This window comes from Planosporangium spinosum, from assembly GCF_049999945.1.
Lineage (GTDB): Bacteria > Actinomycetota > Actinomycetes > Mycobacteriales > Micromonosporaceae > Planosporangium > Planosporangium spinosum.
On the sequence record NZ_JBLYUB010000006.1, the window covers coordinates 171,879 to 193,830 of the forward strand.

Sequence of the window (21,952 nt, forward strand, 5' to 3'; positions counted from 1 at the left end):
GGGCCGCCTTAGAGAGTCTTTAGAGCCGTCCGCGTAGGAAGGCGATGTCCGCCGACTGTCCCTCCGCACCACCGGGAGTCTCCACGACGACCGGGCAACCGGCAGCGCGGACCACCGCGACGAGAAGGTCGGGATCGATGGTGCCCTGTCCGAGGTTGGTGTGTCTGTCCCGTCCCGAATCGAATGCGTCACGGGAGTCGTTGGCGTGGACGAGATCGATCCGTCCGGTGATCGCCTTCACCCGGTCCACGATGCCGAGCAGGTCCTCACCCCCGGCGTGGGCGTGGCAGGTGTCCAGACAGAATCCGACCTCGTACTCGCCGATCGCGTCCCACAGCCGGGCGAGCGCGTCGAAGCGCCGGGCACAGGCATTGTCACCGCCGGCGGTGTTCTCGATCAGGATCCGGGTGGCGAAACCACCGGACTCCGCCGCGTACGCGAAGGTCTTCCGCCAGTTGTCGAAGCCTTTCGTGACGTCGTCGCCCTTGTTGACGTGGCCGCCGTGCACGATGAGCCCCCGCGCGCCGACCTCGGCCGCGGCCTTGGCGTGAGTCACCAGGAGCTTGCGGCTCGGGATCCGGATGCGGTTGTTGAGCGTCGCCACGTTGATGACGTACGGCGCGTGGATGAAGACGTCGACGTCGCTGTCACGCAGCACGGCGGCGTCTGCGCGGGGCTCGGGCGAGGCCCAGCCCTGCGGGTCGGAGAGGAAGAACTGCACGACGTCGGCCGACCGCTCGGTGGCGGCGGCGAGCGGGTCGGTGGAGTCGAGGTGTGCCCCGATACGCATGTGGCGAGCCTACGACGGGCCGCCGACATAGACATACGCGTCACCGATGCACCATTCGCGTCGTTAGTCCGATGACCAGGACGAAGGTATGAGCCCGCACCGGCCTCCGGTGCGCACCGGAGGATGTGGATGCCGATCCTGTCTGGACACCGGAGGACCGCCGGCGCGGCCGTGGTCGCGGCCCTGGTCGCCGGCCCGGTTCTGGTGGCCTCCGCCGCGTATGCCGCGGAGGGGCAGCGGGTCGACTTCACCGGCGGCAGCGTGCTGGGCCTGGTGGTGTGCAGGTCGGAGCCGAGCGTGGCCCGACTGGCCGTACCGGCCGAGTCGCGGGTCGTGTTCATCAACCGCCTGGGCCAGCCCGCGATGCTCCGGGTGGACGGGCGGCCCGTGGTACGGGTCGGCGCCAACCAGGCCGCGCCGGTGGTTTTCCACCATGGGCCCGTGTCGGTGTCGATGACGTTCGCCTGCGGGGCCGGTGTCATGGAGCGGTTCTCGCCGGTTTCGGTGTCCGTGACCGCAGCCCGCGCGGCGACGCCGGCACCGAGCACGACGCCCCCGCCCACCACCGGCCCGACGGTCGGGGTCACCGGTGGCGCGCCGGTGCCGACGCGCGGCGGCGCCACGGGGCGGCCGGTCGCGTCCCCGGCGCGGGCGGCGAGGGGTACGGCCACCGCCGGGCCTGGACCGGTCGGGGCGCCGACCACGACCCCGTCGCCCACGACCGGCCCGTCGACCGAGGCCCGGCCCGCCACCGGTGGGGTGTCCCCCGGCCCGGGCGGCGACGGGAACTCGGTGGCCGTCCAGCCCGTCGTCACGGCCTCCGGTGCCACGGGTGACAGCGCCTCCGGCCCACTGGCGCTGTTCGCCGCCATCTGCGTGATAGGCGTGACGGTGGCGGTAACACGAGCTATCATCTCAAAACGTACAAACCAAGCGCGATACGCGTAAGGTACATTTAGCCCCGCGGGGTGCCCGTTCTTCTCGCTGGTGTGGTCGTTCCTCCCCAGGTCCCACCCTATGAATGTGGACGCGGTGCCCCGCGGTTTCTCCTCGGCGATCGGCCGGCGACATCGCCGGCCGATCGCCGTCGATGGCGGCCCGGTTCCACTCCTGGTGGGCCGAGCCGCTATCCTTGACCGGTTCTTCGGCCCACAGTGCCGAAAGGACGGACGCACGACCTCCTGCCACGGAAGGACCGTGGCCGCCAGACCAGAGGAGGTGAGCACGTCATGCGTCATTACGAGATCATGGTGATCCTCGACGGCAGTCTCGAGGAGCGCACCGTCGCCCCGTCGCTCGACACGTACCTGAACGTGATCCGGACGTCGGGTGGCTCGGTGGAGAAGCTCGACGTGTGGGGCCGCCGGCGCCTCGCGTACGAGATCAACAAGAAGACCGAGGGTATCTACGCCGTCATCGACCTGCAGGCTGAGCCGCAGGCGGTGGCCGAGCTGGACCGTCAGCTGCGACTCAACGAGTCCGTGCTGCGTACCAAGGTCATCCGGCCGGAAGTCCGCTAGGACATCTCCGGCGAGTCCGATCCCGCTCCGGGCCAGACTGTCACACCTGCGTGACAGTCTGGTGCCGAACAGCCGAATGCGCGCGAGGAGCGACCCATGGCAGGAGAAACGACCATCACGGTCGTCGGCAACCTGACCGACGACCCCGAACTCCGCTTCACCCCGTCGGGTGCGGCGGTGGCCAAGTTCCGCATCGCCTCGACCCCGCGCACGCTTGACCGGGCGTCTGGCGAGTGGAAGGACGGCGAGCCGCTCTTCCTGTCGTGCAACATCTGGCGGCAGGCGGCCGAGAACGTCGCCGAGTCGCTGCAGCGCGGCGCCCGGGTGATCGTCACCGGACGCCTGCGTCAGCGGTCGTACGAGACGCGTGAAGGCGAGAAGCGCACCGTCATGGAGTTGGAAGTCGACGAGATCGGCCCGTCGCTGCGGTACGCCACGGCGAAGGTGCAGAAGATGTCGCGCAGCTCCGGTGGTGGCGGCTTCGGCGGTGGTGGCGGTGGTCGCCAGGGCGGCGGTGGTGGCGGCGGCTACGCCGACGACCCGTGGGCCAGCGCCGCGCCGGCCGGCGGCGGATCGGGCTCCTCCTTCGACGACGAGCCCCCGTTCTAGCTAGGCATCTGGAGTAAGAGCAATGGCGAAGGCTGCGGCACTGCGCAAGCCAAAGAAGAAGGTGAACCCTCTCGACAAGGAGGGCATCGCCTACATCGACTACAAGGACACCGCGCTGCTGCGCAAGTTCATCTCCGACCGCGGCAAGATCCGCGCGCGGCGGGTGACGGGCGTCAGCGCCCAGCAGCAGCGGCAGATCGCCCGTGCGGTCAAGAACGCCCGCGAGATGGCGCTCCTGCCGTACACGACCACGACCCGCTGAGAGGAGGGCCGACGTGAAGATCATCCTTACCCAAGAGGTGTCCGGCCTCGGCGCTCCCGGTGACATCGTGGAGGTCAAGGGCGGCTACGGGCGCAACTACCTGCTTCCGCAGGGGTACGCGATCGCGTGGACCCGCGGCGCGGAGAAGCAGATCGATGTGATCAAGCGGGCCCGCGCGGCTCGCGAGATCCGCGACCTGGGCCACGCCAACGAGGTCAAGGCCAGCCTGGAGAACCTGTCGGTCAAGCTCCCCGTACGCGCGGGCGATGGCGGCCGGCTCTACGGCTCGGTCACCCCGGCCGAGGTCGCGACGGCGGTCAAGCGTGCTGGCGGTCCCGACCTGGACAAGCGCCGGCTCGAGCTGCCCGGGCACATCAAGTCCACCGGTGACTACAAGGTGCAGATCCGTCTGCACCCCGAGGTCTCGGCGGCGTTCACGCTGACCGTGGTGGCGGAGAAGAAGTAACCAGCGACAAGCGGGACAGGGCGGTACGGATCTCCGTACCGCCCTGTCCCGCTTGCGTTTGCGCACATCCCGCGCACGTTACTGCCGCACTCACGCGACTGCCGGACTCACGCGCTGTTGAGGACCGTGAAGAGAACCGTCGCCACGCCGGCTCCCACCACCGACGCGGCGAAACCGACCGTCCCGGACCGCCACAACGGCGACACCCGTCGGATGAACAGCGCCACGATGACACTGAGCACGATCGCGACCCCGACCTGCGGCAGGTGAGCGGCGAACGTGGTGAACGCCGCGTCACGCGGCGCGGGACAGGGCCGCCCGGCCGAGTCGACGCAGCCGGCCCGCGCCGTGCCGCCCAGTAGCACGGCCCACAGCAGGAACGCCCCGATCGGCAGGCCGAACCAGGCGACCGAGGCGAACCCGGCACTGGCGTAGCCGTACGCCGTCTCCTCCGCACCGCCGTCGGCGTCGACCGCGGTGGTCGGTCGGCGAGTGACGCGGACCAGTTCAGCCCGCGCGGCGGACGCACGGGGTGTGATCACGCTGCTACCTGAGCCGCGCGAGCCGGCGTACGCGGGCGTCCGCCGGGCGACGGTCGGGGCGGCTCGTCGGTCGTCCTCGTCGTCGTACCCGCCGTGAGCGTGCCGGCCGGTACCCGCCCCCGCACCGCCGCCTCGGGGCGCACGGTACCGGGGTCCGTCGTCGGCCAGCGGCTCGTCGTCGCGCGACCGGGAGCGCCGTACCGGGTCGTCGCCCCTGCCCCGGTAGCCGTCGCGCTCGTCGATGCCGGAGAACGGTGCCGTACGGGAGCGGCGGCTCGTAGCCGGCGCGCGGTCCTCGGCCCGGTAGGCCCGGTCGTCACCGATCCGGTCTGTCGACCGGCGGCCGAACCGCCCGTCGGTCTCGTCGTCGCCGGTCGCGCGCCGCTGGCCGGACCGGCGTTCGCCGCCGTCGTCGCGCCATCCCCCGGCCCGGTCGTCGTCTCGCCGTCCCGCGGTGGAGTAGTCGTCGTAGTCGAACACCCGTCCGCCGCCACCGCGGATCAGGTCTTTCGAGATCTCACCGGTGTCGTCGTAGCGGCGGATGCTGAAGCTCGGCTGCTCCCCGGTCTCGTCGACGCGGGGTACCCACTGACCCCGACTACGGCTCCACGAGCCGACCTCCGGCGTGGTCAGCGCTCGCCACTCGCCGGTGTCGGCGTCGCGCGACAGGACGTCGCCGGACGATGCGGGTGGGAGCTTCCACGACCCGGTCTCGGCGGTGTCCTGGGTGCGCCATGTGCCGGTCTCGGTGCGCCAGGTCTCCAACTCGTCCGGGTCGGCATGCCTGCCGGTGGCGCCGCCGCTCTCCCCCGAGCCGATCGCACGGGGACCGTACCGGCCCGTCGCGGTGGAGCCGGACGTACTTCCGGAGCTGTACCCGGTGTCGGAGCCGAACGTACCGCCGGTGCCGGAGCCGAACGTACCGCTGGAGCCGGTGCCGCGGCCGAGGATGTCGCCGGTGTCGACCTCGATCGGGTCCCGGTCCCGCCAGGGGCTCAGCTCGGCACCCCGTGTGGTGGAGCCGGGGCGCTCGGTGCGCCAGGTGTCGCTCCCGGACGTCAGCGGTGTGCCGAGGGGATCCGGGGCTGTGTAGCCCCGCGAGCGCGGTTGGAAGCCGTTCCAGCTGTCGGTGGAGCCGGCCCGGGAGGCCTCGTCCGCACGCCGGAGCGGATCGGGGAGGGCCAGCGGGTCGTCGTCGGCGGCGCGCCGGCGCGGCCGGGCAGGATCGTCGACGCGACCGCTGCCGAGCGGTGCCGCTGCTGCCGTGGCGCCGGGTCCCGTGGCACCGAATCCCGTGGACCCGCTGATCGTGGACCCGAATGCGGTGCCCGCTCCGCTGGTCGATCCGAGGCCGGTGATCCCGTCGAGGGGGCCGAGACCGAGGGGGTCGACGGTGATGCCCGGGTCATCGCCGGACGTCCGGAACCGGCTCGACTCGGCGCCGCCCTGGCGGTCCAGTCGGGCCGCCTCCTCCTCGGCCCGCCTGGACCGGCGCGGGCTCTCCTCGATCGCGCGGGGGGACCGTAGTGGGTCCTCCTGGATCGCGCGGGGGGACCGCAGGCGGTCCTCGTTCGCCGCCCGCTGCGGTCCGCTGTCGATGGCGCGTGGCGGTTCGCTGCCGGCGGTACGCCAGCGTGGGCGGTCGTAGCCGCGCGCCGACCCGGTGGAGTAGGACCCGGTCGGCTCCTCGTCGGTCCGCCACCGGTCGGGGTCGGTCACCCGGTCCCGCCACGACGCCGAGCCGGATGTCAGCGTGGGTTCGTCGTCGGCGTAGCGGCTACGTCGACGACGTGGCTCGTCGTCCGGGTCGGTGATCGCCCGGCTGCGCCGGGACAGGGCATCGCCGCGGCCGCCTCGTACCGGGGCGTCGTCGCGTTCGGTGTCGGTGTCGCGTTCGGTGTCGGTGTAGCGACGGCCTCCGCGACCGTCGTCGTCGAGCGGGTCGTCGGCCGGGGTGATGGTCGCCCAGCCGGCGGTGTCGGAACGGGCACGGCGGGTCGGTTGATCGGACCGGCGGGGGGCAGGTTCGATCGCGCGGGCGGCGCGGCCGCGCGCGCCGTTCAACGGGGTTGGTCGGTCGATCGTCGCGTCGCCGAACTCGGCGGCGCTCGACGGTCGGCGTGACCGGCCTTCGCGCGGTCGGTCTCCCTTGTCCCGGTAGCCCACAGTCGGACAGTGACCCTTCTGTGACGGTGCGGCGATCTCCGTGCAGCCGGAATCCCCGTGACGTGGATCCGTTCACCGGCGACGATACCGCGTACTCTTCGGCGTGTCGTGACCTACTTTGTGCCGTCCACAACCTGTTGAATGGATCTTCGCAGCTCAAGGGCGGTACAGGTCACTCGTCCGCAGAGTTTTCCCCAGACTGTCCACAGGTCGGCCCACCGGTCGTGGCCCGTCGTCCACAAGTTGTCCCGAGACCTGTCCACCGCCCGAATTGAGATCGGGCGACCTGATTTTCTACGGTGGTCGTTCAGTCTCGCCCGGAAACTGTCGTACCCCCGCGGTTTCCTGGCACTCCCGGGTCACCGGGACAGCAACACAACACGGAGGCGCAGCATGTCGATCTCGGATGACGTGCGGCCGGCTGGACCACGCTCACACAACGGGCGCGGCGGCGAATCACGCTGGGACGAGGAGCGCCCCGCCGGCGACGCGCCGTTCGATCGCACGCCACCTCAGGACGTGGCGGCCGAGCAGTGCACCCTCGGCGGCATGCTGCTGTCCAAGGACGCGATCGCCGACGTTGTCGAGATCGTCCGGGCGACCGACTTCTACAAGCCCGCCCACACGACGATCTTCGAAGCGATCATCGACATCTACGGTCGGGGCGAGCCGGCCGACGCGATCACCGTTGCCGCCGCGCTGCACGACGCGGGCGAACTGGCGCGCGTCGGCGGCGCCGCCTACCTGCACACGCTGATCGCCAGCGTGCCCACCGCGGCCAACTCCTCGTACTACGCGAAGATCGTCGCCGAGCGCGCCACGCTGCGCCGGCTCATCGAGGCCGGCACCCGCATCGTGCAGCTCGGCTTCGGCAGCGCTGCCGGTCAGGGTCGCGACATCGACGAGCTGGTCGACCTGGCGCAGCAGTCCGTCTACGAGATCACCGAGCGTCGGACCAGTGACGACTTCGCGTCCATCGCCGAGGTCCTGCAGCCGACGCTCGACGAGATCGAGGCGGTCGGCGCGCAGGGTGGGGTGATGACCGGGGTGCCGACCGGGTTCACCGACCTGGACCGGCTCCTCAACGGCCTGCACCCGGGACAGTTGATCATCGTTGCGGGTAGGCCCGGTCTTGGGAAGTCAACAGCATCAATGGACTTCGCACGCAACGCGGCCATTCGGGCGAACTCGGCGAGCGCCATCTTCTCCCTGGAAATGAGCAAGGTCGAGATCGTCATGCGGGTGCTCTCGGCCGAGGCCAAGGTGCCGCTGCACGTCCTGCGCTCGGGCCAGCTCTCCGACGACGACTGGACCAAGCTGGCCCGCTGCATGGGTGAGATCAGCGACGCGCCGTTCTTCGTCGACGACACCCCCAACATGAACCTGATGGAGATCCGGGCAAAGGCCCGCCGGCTCAAGCAGAAGCACGACCTGAAGCTGATCGTCGTCGACTATCTCCAGCTGATGACCTCGCCGAAGCGCACCGAGAGCCGGCAGCAGGAGGTCGCCGAGCTGTCGCGTGGCCTGAAGCTGCTGGCCAAAGAGGTCGAAGCCCCGGTGATCGCGGTCAGCCAGCTCAACCGTGGGCCGGAGCAGCGCACCGACAAGCGCCCGCAGCTGTCCGACCTGCGTGAGTCCGGCTCGATCGAGCAGGACGCCGACGTGGTCATCCTGCTGCACCGTGACGACTACTACGACAAGGAGTCGCCGCGGGCCGGTGAGGCCGACTTCATCGTCGCCAAGCACCGTAACGGTCCGACCGACACGATCACCGTGGCCGCGCAGCTGCACCTGTCGCGGTTCGTCGACATGGCGATCTAGCCGGGCGGTCGGCCGGCCCGGTGCGTCAGCCGGGCGGTCGGCCGGGCGGACCCGACTCCGGGCGGGCACCCGCCAGCAGCGCCGCCACCTCCGCGTCGCTGATCTCGTCGAACTCGTCGTACCAGCAGCTCACCGCGGTGAACTCAGGCGGCTGCACGGGGCAGACCACCTCGTCGGCGACGGCCGCCAGTTCGCCGACGGCCAGCGGGGAGCCGACCGGTACCGCGACGACGACCCGCCGCGCGGCGAGCCGTCGGGCGACCGCCACTCCCGCCCGGGCGCTCGCACCGGTGGCCAGGCCGTCGTCGACCAGTACGGCGATCCGCCCGTCCAGCCGCAGCGGCGGTCGGCCCAGCCGGTACCACCGCTCGCGCCGCCAGAGCTCCCCCGTCTCCTGTCGCAGCACCCGCTCGACCGCGTCCGGGGACAGCCCGGCGGCGATGCCGTCGTTGAGGACGCAGACCCCGCCGGGGCCCAGCGCGCCGAACGCCACCTCCGGGGTCGACGGCACGCCGAGCTTCCGCACGACCAGGACGTCGAGGGGTACCGCCAGCAGCCGCGAGACCTCCGCCGCGACCGGCACCCCGCCACGTACCAGCCCGAGGGCGACGAGGTCCGGATGCCCGGCGTACCCGGCCAGCGCCGCGGCCAGGGCGACACCGCCCGCCCGGCGGTCGGGGAAGCTCACTCCCCCTGTGTACGCCGGGCGAGCACCGGCGGCGAGTCCGCCGCCCCGGCGGCGCGCGCCGGCCGCAGCGCCGGCACCCACACCAGGTACGCGACCGGGTACAGCAGGTACCCGAACCGGGTCGCCGGCATGAGCGCGATCGCGGCGGTCAGCCCGTACGCGCTGATCGTCGCGGCGCTCCCGGCGTCCCGCGGCGGCCGGCGCAGCAGCCACCAGCCGATCACGAGGCCGGCGACGACCAGCAGCGCCGTCGCGACGGCCCGGCCGGCGGGCAGGGCGGCCGCGATGAGGTGTCCCGGGAAGGGCGACGCGGCCGGGCTGCCGACCAGCCCCCGGCCGAGCGGGAAGCGTACGAGGTTCTCCACCGCCGCGCCGGGAGCCACGGCGAGGGCCGGCAGCACGGCGGCGACCGGGAGTCCGAGTGCCCCGACGGCGCAGCGGGTGACCGCCCGCCGGCCCCGGGTGGCGGTGAACGCGAGCAGGACAAGCGCGACCGGCCAGGCGAACAGCTTGAGCGCCCCGGCCAGCCCGACCGCCACCCCGGCGGCCAGCGGCCGGTCCACCGCGGCGAAGGCCAGGGCGAGCAGGCAGAGCGCCAGTACCGGCAGGTCGTCGCCGCCCGCGGCGAGGGTGAGCGCGCACAGCGGCAGGACCGTCGCCGCCTGCGCCGCGCGGACCAGCGCCGCGCCGGACGCGCGGGGTGCCAGGACGGCGAGCGCCCAGCCCAGCGCCGCGGCGGTGACGAGCGCGAACCACACCCGGGCGTCGGTCCACCAGGCCTCGCCGGCCGCGGCTCGGGGCAGCCCGAACAACGCCATGCCGGGCTGGTAGGGCACGTAGCCGAGGAGCCGCTCGTCGACCGGCAGGGCGGCGATGGCGGCCCGGTCGAGGTACGGCGTCCCGGTCTCCAGCAGGCGGCGGCCGGCGTGCTCGACGACGGTGACCTCCTCCTGCTCCTGGCCTCGGGCGGCCTCGACCACCAGCGGGACCAGCGCGGTCGCCACCCAGGCCAGCGCGGTCACGGCGGCCCGGCCGGTCACGCCCGATCGCCGCCACCGCAGTTGGACGAGGACGCACAGGGTCGCCGCCGCGTACCCGACGACGGCGATCGAACCCCAGGCGCGGTGCGGGGCGAGCGTCGAAGCGACGGCGGTGGCCAGCGCGAAGAGTGCCGACAGGCCGTACAGGGCGAGGTCGACGCCGAGCCCGGCGGCCGGCGTGGCCCGGGTGATCCGACGGGCCGCGGCGGCCGTGACGCCACGCAGCGGTTCGACCATGCGGGTCAGTTTGGCAGATCAGCTGCTGCGGTCGAGGCGCTGGCTGCCGTTGCGGGTCCGCTTCGGGATGCGGACGACCTCACCGGCCTCGTGCAGTGACTCGGCCAGCCGACCGGGACGGCCGCCGAAGCCGCGGGCCAGGGCGCCGAGCAGGGCGTCCAGGGGCATCGCCCGGGCGAACAGGTACCCCTGCCCGGCCGGGCAGCCCAGCTCCCACAGCCGGCGCCGCTGCTCCTCGCTCTCCACGCCCTCGGCGACGACCATGACCTGCAGGCTGCGCCCCAGTTCGATGGTGGACCGGACGACGGCGGCCTCCGCGGGCGAGTCCATCTTCGACACGAAGCCCCGGTCGATCTTCAACTCCTGTACGGGTACCCGCGCCAGCGTCGACAGCGACGAGTACCCGGTGCCGAAGTCGTCGAGGGCGAGCACGATGCCGGCCTCGCGCAGCGCACCGAGTACCTCGTCGACCACCTCGAGCTGGCTGAGCGTGAGCGACTCGGTGACCTCGATGACCAGCGCCTCCGGGGGCAGGCCGTGCCGTTCCAGGCTGGCGGTGATCGTGTCGGGGAAGCGGGGGTCGAGCAGGCTGCGCGGCGACACGTTGACCGCCACGGGGATCTGGAAGCCGGCGCCGCGCCAGGTCACCGCGGCGGCGAGCGCCTGGTGGAGGATGGACTCGGCGAATGTGGCCAGCTGGGTCGAGCGCTCGATCGCGTCGAGGAACCTGGCGGGTGGGAGGTCGCCGTGGTCGGGATGGTTCCAGCGGGCGAGGGCCTCGGCCGCGATCACCTCGGCGGTGCCCAGGTCGACGATCGGCTGGAACTTCACCGTGAACTCCTCCTCGGCCAGCGCCCGGGCCAGGTCGCCACCGAGGACGAGCGAGTCGACGTCGGCGGTGTCGCGGTTGGCGGCGTACCGGGTCACCTGCTGTCCGCTCTTCTTGGCCTGGTACATCGCGATGTCCGCGCGGCGCAGCAGTTCGGCGATGTCGGCGGTGCCGTCGGCGACGGCGATGCCGGCGCTGGCCTCGACGCTGATCCGCATGCCGTCGAGGTCCATCGGAGTGGCGATCGCCGTGAGTACGGTCTGTGCCCGTGGGGTCGCGACCGGGGGCGCGGGCAGGCCGGTGAACAGGATCGCGAACTCGTCGCCGCCGAAGCGGGCGACGAGGTCGCCGGGGGTGGCGATGGTCTCCAGTCGGCGGGCCACCTCGATGAGCACGGTGTCACCGGCGGGGTGGCCGAGGGTGTCGTTGACCTCTTTGAACCGGTTGAGGTCGAGCAGCATCAGGGCGGTGACGCCGTGGACGGGACCGCCCAGGACCTCGGTCGCGTACTCCTCCAGCCGCCGGCGGTTGGCCAGACCGGTGAGGGGGTCCTGGGCGGCGGCGCGGGCGTGGCTCTCGGCGAGGCGCCGGGTCTCGGCGTGCGCGGAGGCGTTCCGGATGGCGGTACAGAGTGCCGCCGCGAACGTGCGGAATGTGTACCCCTCGCGTTCGGAGAGCTCCACCTTCCCCTGGAAGCGCAGCCGGAGTTCGCCGATCCGGCTGGACGTGTCGTGGCCCTCCAGCGGGATCACCAGTTCCTGACCGCTGGTGGTGGGGGCCGCCTCGGGCGGGCCGTCGTACCGGATACGGTCGGCGTCGCCGCGGACCAGGCGCCGTCCGATCGGGGACGATGGGTCGCCCTCCACCTCCGCCTCGTTCGCGGAGAACAGTTCGGCCGCGCGGTGGACGGCGGTCTCCAGCACCCCGTCGAGTTCGACTCCGTTGAGTTCGTCGGTCGCGCGGGCCAGCTGCTGCCACGCTTCCCGCTCCTCGCGCCCCCGCACCCGACCGGCCATGAGCAGGTGCAGCGCCCAGAGCAGCGGTGGCATGACCATCAGGACGCGCTGGTCGGCGGTGACGACGGCGGCCAGCGCGACGGCCACGCCGAAGGCGCCGAGCCGGGCCAGTACGCGGACGTCCAGGTGGGTGCCGATCCGCTGCCGGAGGGGGGTACCGCTGGCCAGTGACAGGACCGGGAAGAACAGGCTGTCGTCGACGGCGGCGTACACGACGGCCGCGACCGCCAGGGCGACCATGATCCGGGGGAACCCGCCCGTCAGATCCTGGGACGGGGCGGGGGTCGTGCCCAGCACGAGCAGGGTGACGCCCGACGCGGCAGCGGCGCACAGAGCTTCCTTGGCGACGTTGAAAGCGAGCTTCTCGGGCGAGGTGCGGCCGATCAGGTTGTAGATCAGGACACCACCGGCCGCGCAGACCGTCACCCACCACATCGGTTCGAGGACCGCGGCGACCAGCACCGCCGCCGATGTGACCGAGAAGTGATGGTTGGTGGCGCGGATCCGGATCCGGAAGCCACTGGCGTTGGCCACCGCGCTCAGGGCGAGCAGCGCCAACGGGTAGTGGCCGGAGTCCGGGGCCAGCACGATCTGGCGGACCGACCAGGCGAGCAGGCCCGCCCCGGCCACGACAACGAGACCAACGAGCAGCCAGAGGCGCCGGTTGGTCACGTCATCGTTGTTCGTCGCTCTCATCAGCGTCGTCCGTTCGTCGTCTGAGCATCGTGCCCTTCAAACGGGTACGGATGTCAACCCAGCGAGCGGAGACGACTTCTATCAGCAATGTGGAGGTTGGCCGATCGCGGCCCGGTCGTCCCGTGCGGTGCGTCCCGCGGCGGGGACCACCGTCATTCGACTCACTGCCAGCCGTTGTCACGCATTGTAGTCTCCTTGTGTCGTCGCCGGATATCATTCCAGCGACCCCCGGCGATGTCCTTGGTTCGCTAGAGCGCTCTGACCTGAGACTAGGGGGATGTCCTTGCCGACGCCTAATTAATTTGTCGCAGGATTCGGCATCTGCGAACTTAGTAATAATTCGTAACAGAAGTCCGATTAAACGACTACGGAGAGTCGCTAACCGCCTCCTTGGATGCGGCTCCCCAGCGATGGTGACGCGGTGATACCCGTCGGGTCGATGTCCACAATCCGCACCAGGTGATTAGTACGGCGCGGACCGCCCGTCGGATCGCTGTGACAGGACACTGCGTACCGCCGTGATCCGGTACGGCGTACCGCACCGCGGCCGGACGCCGATCACCCCGGCCGTACCCGTACGCTCGACGGCGTGGGCGAGGGGCTGACACACGTCGACGAGACCGGCGCGGCGCGCATGGTCGACGTGTCGGGCAAGGATGTATCGGTACGCCTGGCGGTCGCCGCCGGCACCGTGACCACGACCGCGGAGGTGGTCGCGCTGCTGCGGCGCGACGCGCTGCCCAAGGGCGACGCCCTCGGGATCGCCCGGGTCGCCGGGATCATGGGCGCCAAGCGGACGCCCGATCTGATCCCGCTGTGTCACCCGATCGCGCTGCACGGCGTCCAGGTCGAGCTGACCCCGCGTGAGGCGAGCGTCGACATCGAGGTCACGGTCAAGACCGCCGACCGTACCGGCGTCGAGATGGAGGCCCTGACCGCCGTCGCAGCCGCCGGGCTCGCCCTGATCGACATGGTCAAGGCGGTGGACCCCGCGGCGTCCCTGGACCGGGTCCGGGTGCTGCGCAAGGAGGGCGGCAAGACCGGGCTGTGGGAGCGTCCGTCGTGAAGGCGCGGGTGATCGTCGCCTCGAACCGGGCCTCGGCCGGGGTGTACGCCGATACCAGCGGCCCGCTGCTTGTCGCCGGCCTGCGCGCGTTGGGCTGCGAGGTCGGCGACCCGGTCGTCGTACCCGACGGGCCGCCCGTGGAGGAGGCGCTGCGCACCGCGCTCGCCGACGGGATGGACACGGTGGTGACCAGCGGAGGCACCGGTATCAGCCCCACCGACGCGACGCCCGACATGACCCGGCGGGTGCTCGACTACGAGATCCCCGGTATCGCCGAGGCCATTCGCGCCTACAGCCGTGACAAGGTGCCGACCGCGGTCCTGTCGCGCGGGGTGGCCGGCGTCGCCGGCCGCACCCTGATCGTCAACCTGCCCGGCTCCACCGGCGGGGCCAGGGACGGCCTGGCGGTGCTCGGACCGATCCTGGCCCACGCGGTCGACCAGCTCTGCGGCGGCGACCACCGGCCGTAGTGCCTCGGCGGCGACTGGGCACCGGACCTCGGCAGGCCACCGGGAAACCGGGCGGCGGCGCGTGCCGGCCGTCCGACGCGCCGGCCACCGGTCCGTTTCGTCATACCGGCCACTAGGCTCGAAGCCGTGACGTCGATGCCCTGGGAGCATGCGCGCGCGGCGGCCTACCGGGCCGGTGCGGACGCCGCCCGACCGGCCGTCGAGGTGCCGCTGGCCGAGGCCGACGGCCTGACCCTGGCGGAGCCCCTGACGACCCTCACCGACCTGCCCGCGTTCGCCACCTCGAGTGTCGACGGCTGGGCCGTGCGGGGGCCGGCGCCCTGGCGGGTCACCGGACGGGTGCTCGCCGGGGACACCGCGGCGCCGCTACCCGGCGACGGCACCTGCGTCGAGATCGCCACCGGCGCGATGGTGCCCGCCGGCACCGAGCACGTGCTTCGGATCGAGGAGTCCAGCCGCGACGGTGACCTGGTCACCGGGCGACCTCGCCCGCACCCGGAGTGGCGCGTCCCCGGCGAGGAGGCCTCCCGCGGCGAGGAGTTGCTACCGGCCGGCACGCCCGCGACACCGGGCGTGATCGGGCTGGCCGCCTCGTGCGGGTACGACACGCTGGCCGTCCGGCCGGCGCCCCGGGCGGCCGTGCTCGTGTTCGGCGACGAACTGCTGACGTCCGGTACGCCCGGCGCCGGCCGGGTCAGGGACTCCCTAGGCCCGCAGATCCCGGCCTGGCTGCGCCGGCTCGGCGCCACCACGGACACCGCCGTCGGGCCGGTCAAGGACACCCTCGACGCGCACGTCGACGCGGTCCGGGCGGCACTGGACAGCGGCGCGGACCTGGTCTGCACCACCGGCGGCACGATGCACGGGCCGGTCGACCACCTGCACCCCGCGCTGGCCGAACTGGGCGCCTCCTACGTGGTCAACACCGTGGCCGTCCGGCCCGGCTTCCCGATGCTGCTGGCCGGGCTGCCCGGCGGGAAGTTCCTCGCCGGGCTGCCGGGCAACCCGCAGTCGGCCGTCGTCGCGCTGGCGTCGCTGGTCGCGCCGCTGCTGGCCGGGCTGCAGGGCCGGCCGGAGCCGGCCCTGCCGACGGTGACCCTGGGCGCGCCGATCCCTGGTCGCGGCTCGTACACCCACCTGGCCCTGGTCCGGATGGAGGGTGGGCTGGCCCACCCCGTCCCGCACGTCGGATCGTCCATGCTGCGGGGCCTGGCCCGGTCGGTCGGCTTCGCCATGATCGCGCCGGGTACGGACGGCGCGCCGGGTGCCACGGTTCCGCTCGTACCCCTGCCCCTGCTCGATGGAGAACGGTCGTGACCATTGCCGAGGACTCGACCACGACGGTGGCGGTGACCACCGGCCCGCTCGATCTCGCCGCGCACGAGCGGTTCGTCGCGCGGGCCGAGGCCGGGGCCGTCGTGTCGTTCGCCGGGGTCGTGCGCGACCACGACCACGGACGTGGCGTGCTGGAACTCGAGTACGAGGGCCACCCGACCGCCGAGCGCATTCTCGCCGAGGTCGCCGCCGAGGTGGCCGCGGACCCCGCGGTGTACGCGGTGGCCGTCTCGCACCGCGTCGGCCGGCTGGAGATCGGTGACGTGGCCCTCGCCGCGGCGGTGTCGACCGCTCACCGGGCCGCGGCGTTCGCGGCCTGCGCGCGACTGGTCGACGAGGTGAAGGCGCGGCTGCCGATCTGGAAGCGCCAGGTCTTCGCCGACGGCACCGAGGAGTGGGTCAACTGTCCCTGAGCCGGCGGACCGGCGGCTGCCGTCAGGCCGACGAGCGGGCCAGGCTGCGGCTGGGGCTCGCCGGCTTGGCGTCGAACACCGGCTCGGCGCCCTGCCGCCACGGCAGCAGCACGACCAGCAGGATCACGGCCAGGGCCAGCGAGTTCTCCATCAGCGCGCCGTACCGGCCGTCGGCGTAGTGCGACACCTGCGGCAGTCGGTGCTCGTAGCGCCACATCGGCGAGATCACCACCAGCAGGTACAGGCCGAGGGCCGCCGCCGCGTGGCGCAGCCCGGCCAGCGCAGGGAACCGGCCGATGTTGAAGCCGCGTACGGCCCTCCGGCGGCGCAGCGCCACGTCGACGAGGATCACCAGCGCCGGTACGAGGAACACGAGGTGGTGCGTCCACGAGATCGGGCAGATCGCGTTGGCGGTGAGGCCGACGATGGTGAACGCGGCCAGCTCGTCGCCCTCGGCGTGCGCGGTGTTGGCCCGTGACAGCCCGACGGCGAGCAGCAGCACGGCGAAGGCCAGCCACATCAGCGTGGGCGTGGTCGGGGAGTCGTAGGCGCGGGCGAGCAGCCCCGCCAGGGACTGGTTGGGGGTCGCGTCCACGAAACCGACCCGGTTGGTGTCCCAGACGACGCTGGTGAAGTACGTGACGGACTCGGCGCCGGCCAACACGTACCCGACGAGGGTGGCCCCGATGGTGGCGCCGATCGCCGTGAACGCGACCCGCCACTGGCGCGTCACCAGGAAGTACACGATGAACAGGCCGGGCGTCAGCTTGACCGCCGTGGCCAGGCCCACGCCCACACCGGCGAAGGCGCCGGTCAGCCAGGCGTGCCGCAGCCAGGCCAGCGGGGACAGGTCGAGGCGGGGGCCGGCCTCCCGGGTACGGCTGACCGCGGCGCGGCCGCGCCAGCGCAGGGCGATCAGGTCGGCGATCACGAGGCCGGCCAGGATCAGGTTGACCTGGCCGAAGCCGATCGTCTCGCGGACCGGCTCGGTGGCCCCGGCGAGCGGCACGGCGACACCCACGGCGAACCAGCGCGGCAGACCGTACCGGTCGGCGATCGGGCCCGCGATCGCGAACAGGATCACCGCCAGCGCGGTCAGGTTGAGCAGGGCGTTGACCCAGCCCGCCAGCTGGGTGCCCAGGGCCGCCATCGGCAGCATGGCCAGGGCCGCGAACGGGGGGTACGTGAAGCCGAGCATCGTGCTGGGCGCGACGAACTGGTAGAGGTCGCCGCCCCTGGTCCACCACACCACCGCGCCGTGGTAGATCCGCAGGTCGAAGAAGTCGTACTGCCGACCGTAGGTGCGCACGGCCCATACGGCGACGAGCGCGGTGACGGCGACGACGCCCAGGCGCACGGCCGTGGTCGACCAGATCTGGCGAGCCAACCGGTGAGCTGTGCCGATGAGAGATGGCCGTCTGTCGACCGTCGCCGGCATACGGTTGCCACCCCCGTATTGCTGTCGGTTATTTCGCCCGGGTCCGACAAGCAGCCTAGAACGGTCGGTCACGCACCACCTCCAGCGTTATCCGACCGTGTCCCATCGCACACGAGCCGGTGATCTGTACGCGTGTGTTAACTCCTCGCTGTTTGCGAGGGTTATCACCACTGGAGGGACGAATACTCAGCGCGAGACCTTGTTGTTATGGTCTCGCGCTGATCGATCCGTACGTCAGCCGGCCAGCAGTCCTCCCGGCGTCGCGGCCTTCACCGCGAGCCTGGTCTCGCGTGCCGCGGTACGCGCGACCCGCCGGGCGTCGCCGGTCGCCCGCTTTGCCTCTTTGGCGGTGAGGTGGGCGGCGCGCCGGGTCTCCTTGGCGGTGACGTGGGCCGCGCGCTTGGCCTCCTTGGCGGTGAGGTGGGTGGCCCGCTTGGCCTCCCTGGCCGTGCTCTGGGCGGCCCGCCTGGTCTCCTTCGCGGTCGTCGCCGCGGCCCGCCTGACCGAGTCCTGGGCGTGCTCGGCCAGGTGCTCGGTACGCCAGGCCAGGCCCGGCCGGCCCTGGGTGTCGACGGCGGCGAGCAGCAGGCCGCCGACCAGGCCCAGGTTCTTGAGTAGCTCCGGGCGGTCGACGAACCGTTGCCCGGCTCTCTCACCCTCCTCGCGCGCCCAGACGTCCCGTCCGGCCAGTGTGGACGGAATCAGCGAACCGGCCAGCGCGATCGCCGCCGGGCGTACGGCCGTGTTGGTGGCCAGTAGTAGTCCACCGACCACCTGCACGGCTCCGGTGACCCGTGCGAGCGAGCGGGGGTCGGTGGGCAGGCCGATCGAGTCGAGGGTGGCACCGAGCCGGTCGACCACCGCCTGCGCGCCGTCCCGGTAGCGGTCGGGGTTGTTGTAGGCGTCCAGCCCACCGCGGACGAAGACCGTCGCGAGCAGGGCGCGAGCCACGGTACGAACTGGTTTCATGCCCCGCCTTTACCCGTCATCGACCGGCTTTACGCCCGACGGGCGTGAATAGTTGCCGCCGGGCGGACGCTGGTGGGTCCACGGTGGAGGTCCGGACCGGTCAGGTCTCGGCCGACGGTTGGGCGCGCAGGTACCGGCCGAAGTGCGGCACGGTGAACGCCACCGTTCCCCGTTCGCCGGAGTAGATGAGGCCCTTCTTGATCAGGGCGTCCCGCGCCGGGGACAGGCTGGCCGGCCGGCGCCCCAGCGCCTTGGCGATCTCCGCCGTGGGCACCGCCGTGTCCATGTCGTCGGCCTCGGCCAGCGTGGCCATGGTGCGCATGTACTCCCGCTCGGCCGGGGTGGCCCGTTCGTAGCGTGAACCGAAGAAGCCGACCGCGAGCTCCGCCTCGGCCTCCGGGGCCGCGACCCGCACGTCGGCCGCGGTGATCGGGGTCCGCGGCGCGTGGTCCCAGGTCGCCTTGCCGTACGCCTGGACGAAGTACGGGTACCCGCCGGAGGTCTCGTAGAGGACGTCGAGCGCCTTCGGTTCGTACCCGACCCCTTCGCGTGCCGCGGGCGCGCTGAGCGCCCGGTCGGCGGCGATCCGGTCGAGCCGGTCGATGCGCTGGTACCGGAAGAGGCGCTCGGAGTACGACTTGGACGCCGACAGCAGGGCCGGCAGGTGCGGCAGCCCGGCCCCGACCACGATCAGCGGGGCCCCGGTCTGTGACAGCTCGTGGCAGGCGGCGCAGAGGGCGGACACGTCGTCGGTGGGCACGTCCTGCATCTCGTCGATGAACAGGGCTATTCCGGTGCCGACGTCGGTGGCGACGCCGGCGGCGTCGGTGAACAACTCGACCAGGTCGATCTCGATGTCACCGGAGTCGGCGCGCCCACGCGCGGCCGGCACGTCGATCCCGGCGTTCCACCGGTCGCGCAGCTTGGCGTTGTCGGGCACGGACCTCGCCCCGAACGCCTTGAGGACGCCGAGGAACTCGTCGATGCGGTCGGGGGCGCGGTGGTGCGGTGCCAGTTCCCGGATGGCCATGTGCAGTGCGGCCGCCACCGGCCGGCGCAGCGACTGGTCGGGCCGGGCCTCGATCTTGCCGGTGCCCCACAGTCGCCCGATCGCCTGCGAGCGCAGCGTGTTGAGCAGGACGGTCTTGCCGACACCGCGCAGTCCGGTGAGGACGAGCGACCGCTCCGGCCGGCCACGCGCGATCCGTTCGAGCACCACGTCGAACATCTCCAGCTCGCGATCGCGCCCGGCCAGCTCGGGCGGTCGCTGCCCGGCACCGGGCGCGTACGGGTTCCGAACCGGATCCACGATGGCACGTTATCGGCATGTCTAGCGGTGGCGCTAGACATTCATATATCCCTCTCGGTGCGGGCGTCGGGCGGCCCCGTCGTCGAGATAATTCTTGTGGTTTCTAGGAAATCAGCTAGATACCCCTAGAGGGCGCTACTTCCGCTGCGTCAGGACGTCGCTGCGTCAGGACTTCCGCTGCTTCAGGCACAGCACGAGATCCTTGGTGTTGTCCGGGCTGTCGAAGAAGTAGTTGTGGGTGTACCCCCGTACGCCATTGCACTTGTCCTTGTCGGTCGTGCCCGGGAACCGCTCCAGGACCTCGAACGTGTCCTTCGCGCAGGCGACTATGCGCATCTTCGGCGCCTCGTCGGTGCCGTCGTTGACCAGGCAGTCGCCCGGCACGGCGTTGAACGCGTCGCTGCTGACCGCACCGGTGTCGGCGGCGGGCACGGTCGGTGACTGCCCGGTGGGCGGTTGCGCCTGTGCCGGTGTCGTCGGCTGCGCGACGGTCGGGGTGGTGTCGTCGCCGGAGCCCTTGTTGCCCAGCGTGTACCAGCCGGCCACGGCGGCGCCGCCGCCCAGCAGCACGATCACGGCCACGACCGTGGCCACGACCGCACCGCGTCGTTTCGGTCGGTCCGGTTCCCCGGCCGGCTCCGAGGGCGTGGCCGGTTCCGGCGCCGTGGGCGCGGAGTCGGTCCGCTCCGGTTCCCGGACCGGTTGCTGCTGCTCGCCGGTCTGCTGCGGCTGCCACAGCATGTGCGGAGGCTCGGCCGCGCTCTGCTGCGGCTGCCACGACACCGGGGGAGGCTCGGCCGCGGTCCGCTCCGGCTGCCACGACATCTGGTCCGGCTGCCACGGCATCTGGAGAGACTCGGCCGCGGTCTGTCGGGTGTCCCACGGCGCCGGTGGGAACTCACCTGCGGTCTGTCGGGTGTCCCACGGCGCCGGTGGGAACTCACCCGCGGTCTGTCCGGTGTCCCACGGCGCCGGTGGGAACTCGCCCGCGGCCTGCCGGGTGTCCCACGGCGTCTGCGTGGCCTCCCACGGCGCCTGCCCCGGTTCCCGAACCGGCTGGTCGGTCTCCCACTGCTCCCACTGCTCCCGCTGGCCGTACGCCGACGGCTGGGCGACGTCGACGGGCGGCCGGTAGGCGGCCGGCTGGCCGTACGTCGACGGCTGCTCGGTGGCCGGAGCCGGGGCGTAGCCCGTTGCCTGCTCCTGAAGAGGTGTCTGCCCGTACGGCGACGCCTGCCCGCTGGGCGGCTCCCCCAGGAACCCCGGCTGCCGGAGGGTCCCGGTCCACTGGTCATGGTCGGACTCCTGGCCGAGATCCGGCCAGGCGTAGTCCGGCTGACCGTACTGCGGTTCCTGGGCGTACCGGGGCGGCTGCCCGTACTGGTCCGGAGCGGGCTCCGGTTCCTGGGCGTACTGCGGTGGCACCGGGTACGGCGCCACCGCCGGATACCGCGACTGCTGAGCGTGCGGGTCACCCACGGGTGGCTCCGACCCACCCCACGCCTCCCCCGGCGCCCACGGCTGGCCGAAGGCCACTCCGGCCGGTTCCCACGCGGTGCCCGGCTGTCCGGCGGGTTCCCACGCGCTGCCCGGCTGTCCGGCCGGTTCCCACGCGCTGCCCGGCTGTCCGGGCGGGGTACCGACCGGACGGTGCGGGTCGCCGTAGGCCGCAGACGGACCGGCCGGCTCCGCGTACGGGTCCGGCGGTGTGTCCTCCCGCCATGGGGTCTGCGGCTGACCTGCGGGGTGCGGTCCGCCGGGCGGTCCGGACATTGACATGTGCGGGCTCCTCTTCGCTCATGCGGCAGCGGTTGCACCCCACCGGATCCGGGGGCGACGCGGCTGTCACCGGCCACCGTAGCGTGATCCGATACCGCGCTCATCACACGTGAACGCACCGGGTACCGGCGACTCGGAGGCTACTTTCCACCCGCGCGCCGACGACTTTCCACCGCACCGGGCACTCCAAACCCATCCCGGAGACTTTCCTCTGTGCGGTGGCGACATCACCCGCACATGGGCTAGGCGTGGCCGCGTATCGGCCGGCCGTCGCACCGCATCCGCGACCCGGCAGGCCGGTCGCTGAGAGCCGGTCGGATCCGGTCCCGACCGCGCCGCCTGCCACCGCGGCATCCACCGAACGGGGGAAAGGATGAGCGCCGTCCACCGGATCATCCACAGCTACGACCGGACAAACCCGCACGTCAGAGCGTTGTTCACTGAGTTATCCACAGCCGACGGCGACGTTTTCCACAACGTTGCACCGGGGC

19 protein-coding genes are annotated in these 21,952 nt (G+C 72.2%); 10 read left to right on the top strand and 9 right to left on the bottom strand.

Features of this window, described 5'->3' with window-relative positions; all coding sequences use genetic code 11:
- Positions 1–19: 19 nt before the first annotated feature.
- Positions 20–790 (bottom strand): deoxyribonuclease IV, encoded by a 771-nt coding sequence (locus ACNTMW_RS10830; protein ID WP_426633304.1) that lies wholly within the window; start codon positions 788–790, stop codon positions 20–22.
- A 129-nt stretch (positions 791–919) separates the two neighbouring features.
- Here ACNTMW_RS10830 and ACNTMW_RS10835 point away from each other — a divergent pair, with 129 nt between their 5' ends.
- From ACNTMW_RS10835 to rplI, 5 genes are all read left to right on the top strand, one after another.
- The gene (locus ACNTMW_RS10835) at positions 920–1,738 is read left to right on the top strand and encodes a hypothetical protein (protein ID WP_426633305.1); all 819 of its coding nucleotides are present in this window, start codon (positions 920–922) and stop codon (positions 1,736–1,738) included.
- A gap of 281 nt (positions 1,739–2,019) precedes the next feature.
- A complete protein-coding gene (gene rpsF, locus ACNTMW_RS10840; RefSeq protein WP_168113688.1) occupies positions 2,020–2,310 on the top strand; it encodes a 30S ribosomal protein S6 in 291 nt (96 codons plus the stop codon).
- Positions 2,311–2,406: 96 nt separating this feature from the next.
- Entirely contained in the window at positions 2,407–2,919 is a 513-nt protein-coding gene (locus ACNTMW_RS10845) for a single-stranded DNA-binding protein (protein WP_426633306.1), read from the top strand.
- Between the two features lie 22 nt (positions 2,920–2,941).
- Positions 2,942–3,181, top strand: a complete 240-nt coding sequence (rpsR, locus tag ACNTMW_RS10850) for a 30S ribosomal protein S18 (RefSeq protein WP_426633307.1) — start codon at positions 2,942–2,944, stop codon at positions 3,179–3,181.
- Between the two features lie 13 nt (positions 3,182–3,194).
- A complete protein-coding gene (gene rplI / locus ACNTMW_RS10855) occupies positions 3,195–3,647 on the top strand; it encodes a 50S ribosomal protein L9 (protein WP_426633308.1) in 453 nt (150 codons plus the stop codon).
- A gap of 107 nt (positions 3,648–3,754) precedes the next feature.
- On the opposite strand, the gene ACNTMW_RS10860 is transcribed toward rplI, so the two are convergent.
- The gene (locus ACNTMW_RS10860; RefSeq protein ID WP_426633309.1) at positions 3,755–6,355 is read right to left on the bottom strand and encodes a hypothetical protein; all 2,601 of its coding nucleotides are present in this window, start codon (positions 6,353–6,355) and stop codon (positions 3,755–3,757) included.
- A 393-nt stretch (positions 6,356–6,748) separates the two neighbouring features.
- On the opposite strand from ACNTMW_RS10860, the gene dnaB reads away from it, so the two are divergent.
- Positions 6,749–8,176: a replicative DNA helicase gene (gene dnaB / locus ACNTMW_RS10865; protein WP_426633310.1), complete on the top strand. Its 1,428-nt coding sequence runs from the start codon at positions 6,749–6,751 to the stop codon at positions 8,174–8,176.
- 25 nt (positions 8,177–8,201) lie between these two features.
- On the opposite strand, the gene ACNTMW_RS10870 is transcribed toward dnaB, so the two are convergent.
- Genes ACNTMW_RS10870 through ACNTMW_RS10880 form a run of 3 tightly spaced genes read right to left on the bottom strand, consistent with a single transcriptional unit; the run spans position 8,202 to position 12,682 of the window.
- Entirely contained in the window at positions 8,202–8,864 is a 663-nt protein-coding gene (locus tag ACNTMW_RS10870; RefSeq protein ID WP_426633311.1) for a phosphoribosyltransferase, read from the bottom strand.
- Positions 8,861–10,141: a glycosyltransferase family 87 protein gene (locus ACNTMW_RS10875; protein ID WP_426633312.1), complete on the bottom strand. Its 1,281-nt coding sequence runs from the start codon at positions 10,139–10,141 to the stop codon at positions 8,861–8,863. The genes ACNTMW_RS10870 and ACNTMW_RS10875 overlap by 4 nt, the downstream gene beginning before the upstream one ends.
- A gap of 18 nt (positions 10,142–10,159) precedes the next feature.
- Positions 10,160–12,682, bottom strand: coding sequence for a putative bifunctional diguanylate cyclase/phosphodiesterase (locus ACNTMW_RS10880; protein ID WP_426633313.1), 2,523 nt, complete (start codon positions 12,680–12,682; stop codon positions 10,160–10,162).
- A 589-nt stretch (positions 12,683–13,271) separates the two neighbouring features.
- Here ACNTMW_RS10880 and moaC point away from each other — a divergent pair.
- The 4 genes from moaC to ACNTMW_RS10900 all read left to right on the top strand — a co-directional run bounded on the left by moaC (position 13,272) and on the right by ACNTMW_RS10900 (position 15,966).
- Positions 13,272–13,748 carry a cyclic pyranopterin monophosphate synthase MoaC gene (moaC, locus tag ACNTMW_RS10885; protein ID WP_426633314.1) on the top strand — a complete coding sequence of 159 codons (477 nt, stop codon included), beginning with the start codon at positions 13,272–13,274 and terminating at the stop codon, positions 13,746–13,748.
- A complete protein-coding gene (locus ACNTMW_RS10890) occupies positions 13,730–14,218 on the top strand; it encodes a MogA/MoaB family molybdenum cofactor biosynthesis protein (RefSeq protein ID WP_426633315.1) in 489 nt (162 codons plus the stop codon). The genes moaC and ACNTMW_RS10890 overlap by 19 nt, the downstream gene beginning before the upstream one ends.
- A gap of 135 nt (positions 14,219–14,353) precedes the next feature.
- A complete protein-coding gene (locus ACNTMW_RS10895) occupies positions 14,354–15,535 on the top strand; it encodes a molybdopterin molybdotransferase MoeA (RefSeq protein ID WP_426633448.1) in 1,182 nt (393 codons plus the stop codon).
- A gap of 2 nt (positions 15,536–15,537) precedes the next feature.
- Positions 15,538–15,966, top strand: coding sequence for a molybdenum cofactor biosynthesis protein MoaE (locus tag ACNTMW_RS10900; protein WP_426633449.1), 429 nt, complete (start codon positions 15,538–15,540; stop codon positions 15,964–15,966).
- Between the two features lie 22 nt (positions 15,967–15,988).
- On the opposite strand, the gene ACNTMW_RS10905 is transcribed toward ACNTMW_RS10900, so the two are convergent.
- The 4 genes from ACNTMW_RS10905 to ACNTMW_RS10920 form a co-directional block, all read right to left on the bottom strand.
- Entirely contained in the window at positions 15,989–17,404 is a 1,416-nt protein-coding gene (locus ACNTMW_RS10905) for a glycosyltransferase 87 family protein (RefSeq protein ID WP_426633316.1), read from the bottom strand.
- A gap of 234 nt (positions 17,405–17,638) precedes the next feature.
- Positions 17,639–18,373 (bottom strand): DoxX family protein, encoded by a 735-nt coding sequence (locus tag ACNTMW_RS10910; RefSeq protein ID WP_426633317.1) that lies wholly within the window; start codon positions 18,371–18,373, stop codon positions 17,639–17,641.
- Between the two features lie 100 nt (positions 18,374–18,473).
- Positions 18,474–19,682, bottom strand: a complete 1,209-nt coding sequence (locus ACNTMW_RS10915; RefSeq protein ID WP_426633318.1) for an AAA family ATPase — start codon at positions 19,680–19,682, stop codon at positions 18,474–18,476.
- Positions 19,683–19,847: 165 nt separating this feature from the next.
- The gene (locus ACNTMW_RS10920; RefSeq protein ID WP_426633319.1) at positions 19,848–21,461 is read right to left on the bottom strand and encodes an LppU/SCO3897 family protein; all 1,614 of its coding nucleotides are present in this window, start codon (positions 21,459–21,461) and stop codon (positions 19,848–19,850) included.
- Between the last annotated feature and the right edge of the window lie 491 nt (positions 21,462–21,952).

What these genes read in the sequence shown, in the direction of transcription:
- ACNTMW_RS10830 (WP_426633304.1), bottom strand. Translation starts at nt 790, where the DNA reads ATGCGTATCGGGGCACACCTCGACTCCACCGACCCGCTCGCCGCCGCC.
- ACNTMW_RS10835 (WP_426633305.1), top strand. Translation starts at nt 920, where the DNA reads ATGCCGATCCTGTCTGGACACCGGAGGACCGCCGGCGCGGCCGTGGTC.
- rpsF (WP_168113688.1), top strand. Translation starts at nt 2,020, where the DNA reads ATGCGTCATTACGAGATCATGGTGATCCTCGACGGCAGTCTCGAGGAG.
- ACNTMW_RS10845 (WP_426633306.1), top strand. Translation starts at nt 2,407, where the DNA reads ATGGCAGGAGAAACGACCATCACGGTCGTCGGCAACCTGACCGACGAC.
- rpsR (WP_426633307.1), top strand. Translation starts at nt 2,942, where the DNA reads ATGGCGAAGGCTGCGGCACTGCGCAAGCCAAAGAAGAAGGTGAACCCT.
- dnaB (WP_426633310.1), top strand. Translation starts at nt 6,749, where the DNA reads ATGTCGATCTCGGATGACGTGCGGCCGGCTGGACCACGCTCACACAAC.
- ACNTMW_RS10875 (WP_426633312.1), bottom strand. Translation starts at nt 10,141, where the DNA reads ATGGTCGAACCGCTGCGTGGCGTCACGGCCGCCGCGGCCCGTCGGATC.
- ACNTMW_RS10880 (WP_426633313.1), bottom strand. Translation starts at nt 12,682, where the DNA reads ATGAGAGCGACGAACAACGATGACGTGACCAACCGGCGCCTCTGGCTG.
- ACNTMW_RS10895 (WP_426633448.1), top strand. Translation starts at nt 14,354, where the DNA reads ATGCCCTGGGAGCATGCGCGCGCGGCGGCCTACCGGGCCGGTGCGGAC.
- ACNTMW_RS10905 (WP_426633316.1), bottom strand. Translation starts at nt 17,404, where the DNA reads ATGCCGGCGACGGTCGACAGACGGCCATCTCTCATCGGCACAGCTCAC.
- ACNTMW_RS10910 (WP_426633317.1), bottom strand. Translation starts at nt 18,373, where the DNA reads ATGAAACCAGTTCGTACCGTGGCTCGCGCCCTGCTCGCGACGGTCTTC.
- ACNTMW_RS10920 (WP_426633319.1), bottom strand. Translation starts at nt 21,461, where the DNA reads ATGTCAATGTCCGGACCGCCCGGCGGACCGCACCCCGCAGGTCAGCCG.